The organism is Shimia sp. R9_3, assembly GCF_017743755.1.
Lineage (GTDB): Bacteria > Pseudomonadota > Alphaproteobacteria > Rhodobacterales > Rhodobacteraceae > Shimia.
Genome location: NZ_JAGHRP010000024.1, coordinates 1 through 14104 on the forward strand (window position 1 = coordinate 1; position 14104 = coordinate 14104).

General features: G+C 54.2%; 10 protein-coding genes and 2 pseudogenes. 8 read left to right on the forward strand and 4 right to left on the reverse strand.

What is annotated here, in order from left to right:
- Nucleotides 1-645: 645 nt before the first annotated feature.
- The 3 genes from J7412_RS21565 to J7412_RS21575 are packed head-to-tail and all read right to left on the reverse strand — an operon-like array spanning nt 646 to nt 4724.
- Nucleotides 646-2472, reverse strand: a complete 1827-nt coding sequence (locus J7412_RS21565) for a BCCT family transporter (protein ID WP_209081865.1) — start codon at nt 2470-2472, stop codon at nt 646-648.
- A gap of 33 nt (nt 2473-2505) precedes the next feature.
- Nucleotides 2506-3444, reverse strand: coding sequence for a PDR/VanB family oxidoreductase (locus J7412_RS21570; RefSeq protein ID WP_247744061.1), 939 nt, complete (start codon nt 3442-3444; stop codon nt 2506-2508).
- Between the two features lie 5 nt (nt 3445-3449).
- Nucleotides 3450-4724, reverse strand: a complete 1275-nt coding sequence (locus tag J7412_RS21575) for an FAD-binding oxidoreductase (protein WP_247744062.1) — start codon at nt 4722-4724, stop codon at nt 3450-3452.
- Nucleotides 4725-4922: 198 nt separating this feature from the next.
- Here J7412_RS21575 and J7412_RS21580 point away from each other — a divergent pair, with 198 nt between their 5' ends.
- The 6 genes from J7412_RS21580 (at nt 4923) to J7412_RS21605 (ending at nt 11617) form a co-directional block, all read left to right on the forward strand.
- The gene (locus J7412_RS21580; protein WP_209081874.1) at nt 4923-5828 is read left to right on the forward strand and encodes a LysR substrate-binding domain-containing protein; all 906 of its coding nucleotides are present in this window, start codon (nt 4923-4925) and stop codon (nt 5826-5828) included.
- Between the two features lie 92 nt (nt 5829-5920).
- Nucleotides 5921-7075: an aromatic ring-hydroxylating dioxygenase subunit alpha gene (locus tag J7412_RS21585; RefSeq protein ID WP_209081877.1), complete on the forward strand. Its 1155-nt coding sequence runs from the start codon at nt 5921-5923 to the stop codon at nt 7073-7075.
- Nucleotides 7072-8523 carry an aldehyde dehydrogenase family protein gene (locus J7412_RS21590; RefSeq protein WP_209081880.1) on the forward strand — a complete coding sequence of 484 codons (1452 nt, stop codon included), beginning with the start codon at nt 7072-7074 and terminating at the stop codon, nt 8521-8523. Before J7412_RS21585 ends, J7412_RS21590 begins: the two co-directional genes overlap by 4 nt.
- Before the next feature lie 3 nt (nt 8524-8526).
- Complete coding sequence (locus J7412_RS21595; protein WP_209081883.1) at nt 8527-8766, forward strand: hypothetical protein; 240 nt, start codon at nt 8527-8529, stop codon at nt 8764-8766.
- Nucleotide 8767: 1 nt separating this feature from the next.
- Nucleotides 8768-9121: a cupin domain-containing protein gene (locus J7412_RS21600; RefSeq protein WP_209081886.1), complete on the forward strand. Its 354-nt coding sequence runs from the start codon at nt 8768-8770 to the stop codon at nt 9119-9121.
- Nucleotides 9122-9196: 75 nt separating this feature from the next.
- Complete coding sequence (locus tag J7412_RS21605; RefSeq protein ID WP_209081889.1) at nt 9197-11617, forward strand: FAD-dependent oxidoreductase; 2421 nt, start codon at nt 9197-9199, stop codon at nt 11615-11617.
- Nucleotides 11618-12068: 451 nt separating this feature from the next.
- Here the strand turns inward: J7412_RS21605 and J7412_RS21980 are convergent.
- Nucleotides 12069-12468: pseudogene (locus J7412_RS21980) on the reverse strand (integrase core domain-containing protein); the annotation flags it as partial.
- Between J7412_RS21980 and J7412_RS21615 the strand changes: the two are divergent.
- A pseudogene (locus J7412_RS21615) lies at nt 12437-12577 on the forward strand (IS3 family transposase); the annotation flags it as partial. The pseudogenes J7412_RS21980 and J7412_RS21615 sit on opposite strands and share 32 nt — an antisense overlap.
- 54 nt (nt 12578-12631) lie before the next feature.
- Nucleotides 12632-13758 (forward strand): IS3 family transposase gene (locus J7412_RS21620; RefSeq protein ID WP_209081903.1). Its coding sequence is split into 2 segments (ribosomal slippage): nt 12632-12896 and nt 12896-13758, totalling 1128 coding nucleotides; the frame shifts between segments, so codons are not numbered across the junction.
- The last annotated feature ends 346 nt before the right edge of the window (nt 13759-14104 follow it).

Sequence of the window (14104 nt, forward strand, 5' to 3'; positions counted from 1 at the left end):
CAACACCAAACGACCGCATAGTGCACTGGGCTACCGCCCTCCGGCTCCCGAAACCATCATCCAGATGGACCAAAGGCCGGTCATGCACTAACAATCAAATTGGACCACTTAGGTGGGGCTGATCATTGGGCAGGCTTGGACAAGCAAAAGGCAGCATGAAACCTAACGCGATACACCTTAGCAAAGCTGCAAAACTGTACGAAAAGGTGGGACCACTTCAAACATCCGAGCCCTATTGTTCGTCGTATCTGTTTTGATTGAGTGTGAGCTAAACCGAGCGCCTCATAACGCCGTACTCTAAAATAGCATTATTCCACTCAGAAAAAAACTCCTGTAGGAAGTGTCGATGAAAAGCGCCTTGCGACCAATATGATCGTTTTGCCCCGTTTGTATGGCCGACATCGCTATCGTTAGTTCGCAGTCCTAGTAAGGTATGCTAGTTGGCATGTGGATGAAAGGCGTTTCGAGCTCGCAATTGCGTCCAGAGCGTTGTGATCACGTTGGGCATACGAATTTGTCCATTGCTGCACCGACGGCCGGAAAACCTTCAAGACGCTCAACATCATCAAGACAGAATAGCGTCGAACAATTAAATAAAAAAGCGCCGCCTAATATGGCAGCGCTTCGGTTTTGCAGCTTAGGCATTTATTCGGAATCGCCTGCCTTTATAGTGCCAGCCCTGTTGCGCGCGCTGTCGCGGTAGAGCGCCTTGGTTAGAGAGATGCACATCAGCCCCATCACCATGGTGAAGGGCAATGCGCCAATGATCATCGCATTTCGCAAGGCGTCGAGCGGGTTATTTTCCCCTGCTGCCAGGATCAAGGCCCCGATTACAGCCGTGAGTATGACGCCCCAGACAATCTTGTGCTTATTGCCAATTTCCTGATCGCCACCGGACATGATGGTGTTCATCACCAGAATACCAGAGTCTGCGGATGTGACCAAGAAGGTCAGGATGAGAACAACACACATCACGGTAATCGCTGACAGGAATCCACCGCTCAGCATCTCGCCCAACGTAACAAACAGCTTCGCTGTATTAGACGCTCCGATAATTGCGCCTTCTGCGCCTCCGTTGAGTTCCAGATCAATGGCTGTACCACCAAGAATGGTCATCCAGGCAAAGCAAACCATTGCTGGTGCAAATACGCAGCCCAAGATGAATTCGCGGATGGTCCGTCCTTTTGAAATTCTCGCTAGGAACAAGCCAACGAAGGGCGAGAACGCGATCCACCACGCCCAATAGAAGGTTGTCCAACCAGCTTGCCAGCCAAACTGTCGGCCTTGTTCGCCCGCTGCATAAACTGCAGCCAGCGTCTCGGCAGGCAGCGCCGCTGCAGCGCCTTCGAGCCCCCCCACGAACCCATCATAAGATCCCCATGCGTTGGTTGCGCCACCGCGAAGTGCATCGGCGAACGGAACCGCATCTGTTGGGAGCACATTTATAAAATCTGCGGCTGACTGAGGCCCATAAGCGCCAAAGCTAAGTCCGATGAAGTTCACCACATAGTCGAGTAGTGCTGTCACATAGGTGCTCATTGCGAAAACGAACGAACCGAAGGCGACGAACGTGAACAGCAGAATTAGCGACAAAACCAGGTTCAGGTTCGAGAGGTATTTTACACCCCGACCAACACCTGAGACAGCAGAGATAATCGACAAACTCATAATCACGATTAGACCAGCAATTAGTCCTACAGTGCTCGGTGCAGGTACGTCATCAGTAATCGTCACGATCCAGTCCATTCCAGTGATGGCATAAAGTCCATCAATGAACTGGGAGACACCGAAACCGATTGTGACTGAAACCCCTAGGATGGTTGCAACCACGCCAAGGACGTCAACGACATGGCCAAGGAAACCGTTCAGAAAGCGCCCGAACAGGGGCGTCAGTGCGGAACGGATCGTCAGAGGCATGTTCCGCGTGTAGGCGTAATATGCCAGAGATAAACCCGTTACGACATAGATCGCCCAGGCATGGAACCCGTAGTGCAGGTAGGTGTAGCGATACGCAGATTGCAGGGCTTCTTCGGAATTCGCCTCAACTTCACCGGACAACACTATCGGGTTTGATCCCCATAGCCCAAGCGGTTCGGCTGTGGCAAAAACCATAAGCCCAACACCCAGCCCCGCGCCGAACATCATCGAGAACCAGGAGAAGTTGGAAAATTCAGGCGCCTCTCCATCTGGACCCAAGCGCAATTTCCCGGTCTGAGGTAAGGCCGCCAAGACAACCAGGAAGAAGACAAAACTGCCCACGATGACGACATAGAAACTGTTGAAGGTTTCCAATAACGACCAGTTGAGACTGCCAAGTACGCCATTGGCATTTGCTGGCCAGATCAATGCCCAAAGTACGAGCCCAACCATAATGGCCTTGCTTAAAAGTGCAATCTCTAAGGAATGACCCTGATAGAACCCTCCTGGAGATCGATTGATCTCAAGTTCAGTAAACGGTGGCTTGATTGACATGTTTTCCTCCCTGTCATCTTCAAATTAGCTTGGTTACAGATCAAGGATCAGACGATCCCCCTTCGCTCTCGATACGCAGGTACACATGTAGCTGTTCGTCGCTTGTTCCTCGGGCGTTAGAATTCCATCACGGTGGTCGACTTCCCCCTCGATCACATCGACAATGCAGGATCCGCACAGCCCCTCTGAGCACCCAAATTCCACTGGAACGCCGTGAGCTTTCAGAACGTCGAGAATTGTGTCCTCAGCACCGATCTGAAATACCGCGCCGGTTGACTTCAGCTCGACCTCGAAGCCGGTCTTTTTCCCTTGGTCGACATCAGCGGCAGCCGAGAAGCGCTCGAAATGGATCGTCCCGCCCCGCATGGCCGTGCCCGCATCCAGCACTGCATTTAGCATCGGTTCTGGGCCGCACGTGTATACATCGCTATTCACAGGTAAGCTCTGCATCAGTGCAGCAAGATCGAATTGACCATCCACATCGTCACAGTGCAGGCGATACCATTGATCAAGCCCTAGCGCGCGAAACTTGCCGTCCATCGCGGCAAGCTCTGCGCTACGTACGAGATAGATCACTTGAAAGTCACGACCGGCATTTAAGAGTTCCCTAGCCATGGCAACCAAGGGCGTCGCCCCAATGCCTCCAGCAATCAAAGTCACGTAGCGCTCTCCCGGCTGCAATGTGAAATGGTTGCGAGGGCCACCAATCTCGACGGTTGTGCCTTCTTCCAGAGCGTGCATTGCTAGAGACCCGCCGCGACCGGCATCCTCACGTTTAACCGCCACATTCAGGGTGCGCCCGTCAAGGCTCCAACTCCACAAAGAGTATTGCCGGATCAAGCCGTCGATGAGGTGCACGTCGATATGCGCACCCGCTTCCAATCCGGAAAAGCGCCCGTCACAGATTTCAAAGACAAAATCTGTGATCTCCGAACTCAGAGCCGTTTTCTTGATCAACTTTGCAGTTTGCATTGACACTATACTTCCTCCTTACTTTCCCAGGCAGCCAACTTGAGGCGCGCACGCACACCGAGCCCCAAGAATGGATCCGGTGGGTTGAGCGATGGTGTGTTGGACACGGCGAACATATCCTTCAACAAAGTGCTTGATCTTCCAGACGCAGCTTCTGCGAGAAGTTTGCCTGAAATCGTGCCTCGCGCGACGCCCACACCGTTGTGGCAAGAGGAGTTCCAAACATCGTGCGCGATCTCCCCGAAATAGCTGACGTGGTTACGCGACAGACCGCAAACGCCGCCCCAAGAGCTGTCGAAAGGCACATGGCGTAGTTTGGGATAGCGTTTATCGAAGGCTTCTCTATGTTTCTTGCGAATTGGATCCAGATCGGGATCTTGCACACCATATTGCCCGGCATAGTCATACTGGTTGCGCACCAACAAGCGGCGATCCTGAGTCATGCGGAGCGTCGTTCCGCCGGAATCCGCCGGGGTCAATCCCCAATCTAGTTGACCGCCATATGCTTCCATCTCAGCGTCATTGAGCGGGCGTGTCATCGATGCGAAGGTAATCACCGGAACAATGCGGTTTTTCAGGAAACCGAATTCTTGGGTGAACGCATTGGTACAGAGAAGTACCGAAGCAGTGGTCAGTTCGAATGTCACTCCTTGCGAACGCAGCGTCATACCGAAACCACGTGAACCGCGGTCGAAATTGGTGACAGGACATCCATCGAACAATGTCACGTTCTTAGGTAAGGATTTGGCCAGGCCGCGGGTCAATTGCACCGGGTTCATCAAAACACAACCTGGTGTATGGATCGCACCCGAATAGAAATCTGTCCCGGTTATCTGTTGGACCTCCGTCCGATCGAGCTTTGTGTACGGTTGTCCGATTTTTTCGAGGGCCTGTACAAAGCCCCGCATCTTGCCCGTTCCGCGTTCTTTGACGGCGCCTTGCAGCTTGCCCGCCTGAGACCACGCACAGTCGATCCCCGCTTCAGAAACATGCCCGCCAAGATCGGCAATTGCTTGTTTGTTCAACCGCAAGATCGCGTTCAACCGATCTGGATCATCGCTGTCGAGTTCGAATTTGTGCGGTAGGTCAATGACGAAACCTGAATTGCGACCCGAGGCACCCCAGCCAACCGGTTTTGCGTCAACTAGGGCAACCGTGTCATTGGGGTTGAGCTCGGCGAGTCGACGCGCCGCTGCCAACCCAGTGAACCCGGCACCGACCACAGTCCAATCAAAGGCGCTGACGCGATCTTTATAAGATGCGGCGCCGATGACGTGCATCTCCACGGGTTTCACCCAACCAGAGGGAGTGTCCGCTGGCGGTAACTGTCGTATCTGCTGTTGCATCGAGGCCATGCTTTCGGGCTGTTCGCTTCTCCCAATTAGAAACGGAAAACAAGTAAGGCCTTCAATTCGGAAAATACTCATATACAGTTTAGGTGAATTAACTCAAAGCCACGCTTTGCTCGCGGAGCCATCATGTCCAGACGCCACTATGACCTTCCACCCTTCACAACACTCTCAGCATTTGAAGCAGCTGCTCGAAATCTAAGTTTCAAGAATGCGGCTCAGGAGCTTTCAGTGACGCCGGGCGCTGTCAGTCACCAGATCAAAGCTCTTGAGGGCGAGTTGGGTGTCACTCTTTTCAAACGCCAGCATCGGGGCGTCGAGCTAACGGCCGAAGGCGAAGCACTTTTTGAAACCTTGGCTTCGACTTTCCGGCAGATATCGCGTCAGCTTGCCCGCGTGCGGCAGTTAGGTGAGGCAGATGCTGTCACTGTCGGATCAACCACTGCAGTTGCTGCTCTTTGGTTGTCCCCGACGATTATCGAATTCTGGCGCGAGTATCCGGACATCAATGTTAACCAGGTCACCCAAGATCGACCCTTTGAAAATGTTCGCGATTTCGATTTTCTCATTTGCTATGGAGGCGCGCAGAATCCTTCATTATCCCACACACCGCTCTATCGTGACGAACTTGTGCCTGTGGCAGCACCGGAGACCGCAAGCGAATTGCAAGGCTGTTCGCTTGACGACCTTGCCAGACAACGCTTGATCCAGCTTGATGCTACCAGTCAGAATTGGACCAAATGGTCCGATTGGTTCTTGGAACTTGGCTACAAAGGTGAAGTATCGAAGGGAGCCCGAGTGACTAGCTACTCTGTTGCTTTGCAAATTGCGCGAAAAAACGCAGGCATTGCGCTCGGTTGGCGTCGACTTGTCCAGCCGATGGTCGATACCGGTAAGCTGGCGATCATCGGTCCGCATTCGGTGCCAGCACCGCATGAGTTTTATCTGGCCGGGTTGCCTGATGATAGGCTTTCTACAGGGGCTAGGTTCCTAAAAAACTGGCTTGTTGAGAATGCGAGAGAGATCTCGGATTAGATCAGATCAACTTGGGATGAACTTTTCCAGTATTGAGCGATGATCGGCGTTTCGCTCATGTGGCGGATATGAATTTCGCCAAGGAGAGTTCCATGAACAAGCACGCGCCTTTATCCTCGGTTCTCGTGGAAGTGAACACCGCTAACGGTTTGCCAAATGCTCATTACATCAGCCCTGAAGTCTTTGACGAAGAAAAACGCTCTGTGCTGTATGCGAACTGGTCGGGTATCGGGTTCGGAAAAGACATTCCGGAAGCGGGTGATGCGAAGCCTGTAGATTTTCTTGGTATGCCCATTCTATTGGTCCGCGACCGTAATGGTGAAATCGGAGTTTTCCAGAACACGTGTCGTCATCGTGGCATGATCCTTGTCGATAAACCGCAGAAAATCCGCGGCGCGATTCGTTGCCCTTATCATAGTTGGTGCTACGGTCTTAATGGCGAGTTGCGTACGACGCCTCATGTGGGCGGTCCCGGCCAAAACACTCATAAAGACGTGAACATGGACGAACTGGGCCTGCTCCGCATCCGGTCTTATGTGTGGCGCGATGTAATCTTTGTAAACGTTGACGGAAACGCTCCGACTTTCGAGGATGTGCATGGTGAGCTGTTGGAGCGCTGGAAAGAGTTTGAGCAGCCGATTTTTCATGGCGGCGAAACATCGAGCTTCAAACTCGAGGTGGCCACAAACTGGAAACTGGCGGTCGAAAACTACTGTGAAAGCTATCACTTGCCTTGGGTACATCCGGGTCTGAACAGCTACTCGCGGCTGGAAGATCACTACAACATTGAAAAGCGTGATCATTACTCGGGTCAGGGTACGTTGGTGTATCGCCAGCTCAAAGATCAGGACGAAAACACGCTGCCTGACTTTGAGGGCCTGAGCGATAAGTGGGATGAAGGCGCTGAGTACATCGCCGTATATCCCAATGTCTTGCTCGGTGTGCAGCGTGACCACAGCTTTGCTATCGTTCTGGAGCCGCAGGACTGCGGCAATACCGTTGAACATATCGAACTGTATTACTCCAAGCCTGAAAGAGACACGCCGGAGCTGGATGGTTTGCGCGCATCGAATGCGCAGCTCTGGAAAACCGTTTTTGAAGAAGATGTTTTTGTGGTCGAAGGGATGCAAAAAGGACGACACGGCGAGCTGTTTGACGGTGGTCGCTTCTCGCCTGCGATGGACGGACCTACTCACAACTTTCACCATTGGGTGGCGTCACAAGTTGAAAACGGTCGCCAGGTATGAATGATTTTGCAAATGATGGGCTGGCGAGGAATTTTCTCGCCGGTTCGTGGGCCGAAGGAGACAGCGGTGCGGTCGTTTCCATCGAAGACCCAGGCCTAGAAGAACACCTGGTCGATTGTGCGCAAGCGGGCGAAGACAGCCTTTCTCGCGCAGTTGACGCTGCGCGTGTGTCGTTTGACCGGGGCGATCTTGCCGATATGAACCCTCATGCACGTGGTCAGCTGATGCAGCGGATCGCGCTCGAGATTCGCGCGATTGCAGATGAGGGGGCCAATCTGCTCTGCCGGGAAAGCGGCAAGTCCCTTTCAGCAGCGCATGACGAATTCGAAGAAGCCGCGCAATATTTTGAGTACTATGGCGGAATGGCGGACAAGATCGAAGGCAAGTCGATCCCGCTTGGCCCAGATTACGCCGACTATACAGAGTTCGAACCATTTGGCGTCTCAGCACAAATCGTGCCTTGGAATTTTCCGGTGTCCATTGCGGCAAGGTCTCTCGCGCCGTCGATGGCGGCTGGCAACTCCACAATCATCAAGTCGCCCGAATTGGATCCGGTTGCTCTGGCTATGCTTGGTCTGGCGTTGGAGCGCGCAGACGTGCCCGCTGGCTCGGTCTCAATCCTAAATGGTATTGGCGCGGACCTTGGCGCGCGACTGGTCGCAAGCTCTGAAGTAGATCAGATTGTCTTTACCGGTTCCGTCCCAACGGGTCAGGCGATCTTGCGCGCGGCGGCAGATACCGTGACCCCTGCCCTCATGGAACTGGGTGGAAAGTCTGCTGCCGTTGTGTTCGAAGATGCCAATCTGGACACGGTTATTTCCAGTTTGCAAAACGGTATCTTCTACAATGCGGGGCAGGTTTGCTCCGCCATGGCGCGGGTACTTGTGCACCGCTCTATCTATGAAGATGCCGTCGAGCGCGCCGCCGCATTGGCAAATGGTCTGAGTATTGGGCACGGATTAGATGATCCGGATCACACACCGGTGGTGTCAGCGCTGCAATTGTCCCGCGTGGAAGAGCTAGCCTCAACCGCACGTCACGATGGCGTCCGCGTGGCTTCTGGCGGCGCACGACTGGATCGCAGGGGCTACTTTATGGCACCGACAATCCTCGCGGATGTCGATCCGGCCAGCCGGGTGGCGCAAGAGGAGATCTTTGGCCCTGTAGCGTGCTTCACTCCATTCGACACCGAAGCCGAAGCCGTTGCACTGGCCAACGGCACCGAGTTCGGCCTGGTAGCTGGTATCTTCACCCGCGATCTGGCGCGGTCCCACAGGGTTGCGCGGAAGCTGCGGGCGGGTCAAGTCTTTGTCAACGAGTGGTTCGCAGGCGGGATTTCGACACCTTTTGGCGGTGTTGGAAAGTCCGGCTTTGGGCGGGAAAAAGGGCTCGAAGCGCTCTTCAACTATGTCCGCACTAAGAATATCGCAATCTCGCTCAAAGGCTAAGAAATGGATCGCGATGCGTTAGAAGTCGCGCTTCTGGAAGCGCATGACCGTAACGACAAAGAGGCGCTCGTGCGTCTGTATACGGTTGCTGGTGACGAAGCGGAGTTGCAGCAAGATATTGACGCAGCCTGCTTTTACCTCACGCATGCTTTCGTATTCGCGCTTGAAACCGGTGCACCTGCAGCCGCCATACTTAACAAACGCCTGGCTGATCGCGGCAGGGCCAAACTGCTAGAGTTCTAATATGAATGTCCAAGTGATCCGCAAAGAAGATATCGAGTTGGTTCATCGCGGAGGGCCTCCCGGAATTGGCCGTGTCGGAAGGACGATTTCGTCAGATCTTAGCCCTTCGATGGCTGCAGGTATTGCCGAGTTCGATCAATGCTCGATCAAGTGGCAAGTTCATTACGACGAGATCGTTCACGTGTTAGAGGGAACATTCCGTCTCCAAACTGGTGGCAAAGAAGTCGAGGCAGGTCCGGGAGATACGATGTGGATTCCGAAAGGCACAAAGCTTGCCTATGAAGGGGACAAGGCGCGCATCTTTTATGCCGTGTATCCAGGCAATTGGCGCGAAAAACTTACCATTTACGAATAACGTCATCTTCTAAAAGCACATTTTCAATCGCGACGACCTGAAGAGTTGCGGATATCACAAACGAGGAAAATCGTCATGAGAAACGAAGCTCAAGCTGTTGTCATAGGGGGAGGGGTGATCGGGTGTTCGATCCTGTATCACCTGGCAAAACTGGGATGGTCAGATGTTGTACTGCTGGAGCGGGACGAGCTGACCTCCGGCTCCACCTGGCACGCTGCGGCCAACATTCACGGTCTGCATGATAGCACCAACATTAGCCGCATCCAGCACTATACAATGAACCTGTATAACTCGCTGGAAGAGGAAACAGGTCAAAGCTGTGGCGTATTCCAGCCCGGCTCTCTCTATCTGGCGCAAACCGAAGAGCGTGAGCACCAGCTGAAGCTTCAGGCGGCCAAAGCCAAGCTTTATGGCATGAACTTCTATGAAATCAGCATCGAAGAAGCCCAGAAACTGAACCCCCTGGTCAATTACGAAGGCATCCGCTGCGTGATGTTTGAGCCCGATGGCGGCAATGTTGACCCCTCAGGTGTGACCAACGCCTATGCGGTTGGCGCACGTCAGCGCGGCGCGGAAATCCACCGCTTCACACCGGTCACCGCGACGGAACGGCGACAAGACGGCACTTGGATTGTTAAAACGCCCAAAGGCGACATCAAGACCCCATGGGTGGTGAACGCAGCAGGTCTCTGGGGCCGCGAAGTGGCCAAGCTTGCCGGTATCGAGCTGCCATTGCAGCCAACCGAGCACCAGTATTTCGTGACCGAAACCATGTCGGATGTGGAAAGCCACGGCACACGCCTGCCCTCTGTGTCTGACCGCGATGGCGAATATTACCTGCGTCAGGAAGGCAATGGACTTCTCGTGGGTGCCTATGAGAAGGACATGAAATTCTGGGCAGAGGAAGGCACCCCTCTGGATTTCGCGCATGATCTCTTCCCCGATGATCTGGAGCGCATCGAAGAAAATATGATGAACGCCATCGAACGTCTGCCAGCAGTGGGCGAGGCCGGCATCAAACGCGTCATCAACGGTCCGATGATCTGGTCCCCTGATTCCAATGTGCTGATGGGTCCAGTGCCTGAGGTGGATGGCTACTTCTGCTGTAACGGCATTATACCCGGCTTCTCCCAATCCGGCGGCATGGGCCTGATGGCCGCGCAGTGGATCATCGAAGGTGAAACCGAATACGACATGTTCGCCTGGGATATGGCCCGGTTTGACACCTGGGCGACCAAGGAATTCACCAAAGCCAAGGTGCAGGATCAATACGCGCACCGTTTCGCGATCCACTTCCCCAACGAAGAGCGCAGCGCAGGCCGCCCGGCCCGTGTGCGTCCGATCTATGAGATGCAAAAGGACATGGGCGCGGTCTTTGGCCTGAACGTCGGCTGGGAACACCCGCTGTGGTTCGCAGATGCGCCGGGCACCCTGGACACCAATGGTTTCACCCGCCAGAACTGGTGGGGTCCCGTGGGCGAAGAATGTAAGATGCTGCGCGAACGCGCGGGCATCATCGACATCTCCAACTTTGCCAAATACATCTGTAAAGGCCCCGGCGCAGCGGATTATCTGAACGCTGTCTTTGCCAACAACATGCCCAAAACCGTGGGCCGCTCCTGCCTGACCCCGCTGATTTCTAAGCGTGGCGGCATTGCCGGTGACTTCACCGTGACACGTGTGGCAGAGGATGAATTCTGGATCATCGGCTCCGGCATGGCGGAACGCTATCACAAGCGGTTCTTCAAGCAGGTTGCCCTGCCAGAAGGTACAACCTTTGAAAGCCACACCGAAGCGATGTGTGGCTTCAACGTTGCTGGTCCAAAATCGCGTGAGCTGCTGCAACGCCTGACCAACACCTCTCTGGCCACCGCTGATTTCCCATTCATGCGTTCTGCGAAGATCGAAATCGCGGGAGTGGAGCTGCTGGCTTTGCGTGTGTCCTTCACCGGCGATCTGGGCTGGGAGCTGCACTGCAAAACCGAAGATCAGGCGCGTCTCTATGAGGCCCTTCTGGCGGCCGGCAAAGAGTTCGGCGCAGGCCCAGTGGGCAGTCGCGCGCTGATGTCGATGCGTGTAGAGAAGGGATATGGCTCCTGGAGCCGCGAATACAGCCCGGAATACTGGCCGCATGAAGTGGGTCTTGAGCGTCTTTGCAAATTTGACAAAGACTTCCTCAACAAAGAGGCCGCACTTACGGTGCTGGATACCCCTGCGCGTGAGCAATTGGTTCTTCTGCATCTGCATGAGGCCGATGTCACCGCATCCAATGCAGATGCCACCGGTGGCGAGCCGATCTTCAAAGATGGCGAAGGCATTGGCCGCGTGACCTCGGGCACCTATGGCTACACCGTGGGCATGTCTCTGGCGCTTGGCTATGCCAAAGATGCCGTACCCGGTGACGAGGTAGAGGTGATGGTTCTGGGCCGTCCGCATCGGGCGATCATCTTAGAGGCACCACCTTTTGATGCCAACGGCGAGATATTGAGAGGGTAGTTCGAAGTGACATACCAGTTCCTTCACTATTTTATTCGCTGTATCAATATCGGAAGGAAAGCGAACTGCAGCCACGCGAAGATCATGACGAGCCTCAAACAAGCAGAGAACCGTGTGCCGGTTGCAGGTCTGTAACGCGAGCATCCGGTGGGCACGTCTAGCTTAATAAGTTTGAGGAGCCCGTGGTTTCCTAGAATCCTGCCTTCTTCAGTTTGAGCTGCCAATACTCATAGTTAAATTGCGGTAGCATGCCGCTGTGCGCCTATTTGCGTTTTGGTTTGCAAACCGACACGATGCCTTCAAAGCCATCGTGTCGGTTAATCCTTGCCCACTGAATTGGCCGGCCCTTGTGGTTAGGAAACGGATGATTTGAGCGGCTCCCTTTGTTCGGACCTCCCGGTTGGAGATTTTCCAGGAGTCGGGCCCAGGGTGCATATTGCGTGTCTGAGCCATTCATCAGCGAGATCGGTGGGTTGTTTACGATTGCGCTATGAGGATGCACTTCGTTGTGGTTTCTTCGCAACTCCTCCATTTTTGACGGGCGTCGTCAAGGCACATGAAGCAGTGTGTATTCAGACACTCTGCTCGAAACTTTACGTTGAAACTCTCGATGAAGGCGTAACCTGTCGGTTTGCCGGACCGAGAGAAGTCCAGAACGACGCCATACTGATAAGCCCACAAAAATCCAGGTCTCGGGAGACAAACTCCGGTTCCTGATCGACATGAATGGACTTCGGGTAGCCGACCTTGCCGCATATGCGCTCAAGTGTCTGAACAACATCTTCTCCTCGGTAGCTGAACCTCGGATCGGTCGCAGACGAGAACCGCGAGAAGGTGTCCATGAGTGGCAAAGGCAATTGCTGCGACAACTCAGCCGTCGAGACCTTCTTCAAAACGATCACAGCTGAGCTGATCTGGCGACGGTCGTGGCAAACCCAGCGGCAGGCTGAAGCGGCCATGATCCTCCCCCACTGAAGTGGTCCGCCCGTATAGTTAGCGAACGGAGGATCAAAGATGGGAATGAAGCGACACAAACCGGAAGAGATTGTCACGAAGTTACGGCAGATTGAGGTGCTTTGCGGCCAAGGCATGGCACGCGTTGATGCCGTCCGCCAAGTGCAGATAACCGAGCAGACGTTTTACCGCTGGCGTAAGCAATATGGTGGAATGGGAACCGATCAACTGAAGGAACTAAAACGACTTCAGAAGGAGAATGAACGGCTGCGAAGAGCCGTGTCGGACCTGACGCTGGACAAACTGATATTGTCAGAAGCCGCACGGGGAAACTACTGAGCCCTTCGCGCCGCCGTGCCTGCATTTTGCATGTGCGAAGCCAGTTCCGCATCTCAGAGCGTCGGGCTTGCAGAGTGTTGCATCAGCACCGGTCAACACAGCGTAAAGCCCCAAAAGGTTGCGCCGATGAAGATCGCTTGGTTGCCGACATGATCGAACTGGCTCGCCAGTATGGCCGATACGGTTATCGCCGCATCGCAGCTTTGCTGAGAGATGCGGGATGGCGAGTGAACGACAAGCGTGTTGAACGCCTGTGGCGGCGTGAGGGGCTCAAGGTGCCGATGAAGCAGCCCAAGAAAGGACGGCTCTGGCTCAACGATGGCTCGTGTATTCGACTGCGTGCAGAGTATCCCAACCATGTCTGGTCGTACGACTTCGTTCATCATCGAACGGATGATGGAAGGGCGTTCAGAACATTGAATATCCTTGATGAGCACAGCCGGGAATGCTTAGCGATCCAAGTGAAACGGAAGCTGAATTCAGCCGAGGTGATCGACGCATTGACGGATTTGTTCATCCTGCGCGGTGTTCCGGCCTACATCAGATCAGACAACGGCCCAGAGTTCATAGCTCAGGCTGTTCGGGATTGGATAGGCGCGGTCGGAGCCAAGACCGCTTACATCGAGCCGGGGTCACCTTGGGAGAATGGATACTGTGAAAGCTTCAACGCCCGGTTCCGCGACGAGCTGCTAAATGGTGAAGTATTCTACAGCTTAAAGGAGGCCCAAATCCTGATCGAACAATGGAGGAAGCACTATAACACCAAACGACCACATAGTGCCTTGGGCTATCGCCCACCGGCCCCGGAAACCATCGTCCCAATGGAAACAAGGCCAATCATGCACTAACATTCAAACTGGACCACTTAGGTGGGGCCGATCAGCCATCTTCCAATACATCAACGGCTTTTAAAATCCGCGCCGACGACACTCATCATTGGGTTGGAAAAGCCCGATCGCCTTCGAAAGAAAAGTGGCCTAAACGAGCACATGGGGCGGCACAAAAACGGGACAGGTCCAAACCAGATCAACACCAAATTCCGACCCCGCCGCAATCAACTCTCCCCTCGGCTTTGTCAGGTTGTTGCCCCCCGGGCTCAGCTTGGCGTGAACGTTGCCACTCAGGGGGCCAATTGCGTTGCATAGCCAGCCCACAACTCGAAAGCATCGTTTCGCGCGTGGCGGTATGATTTGG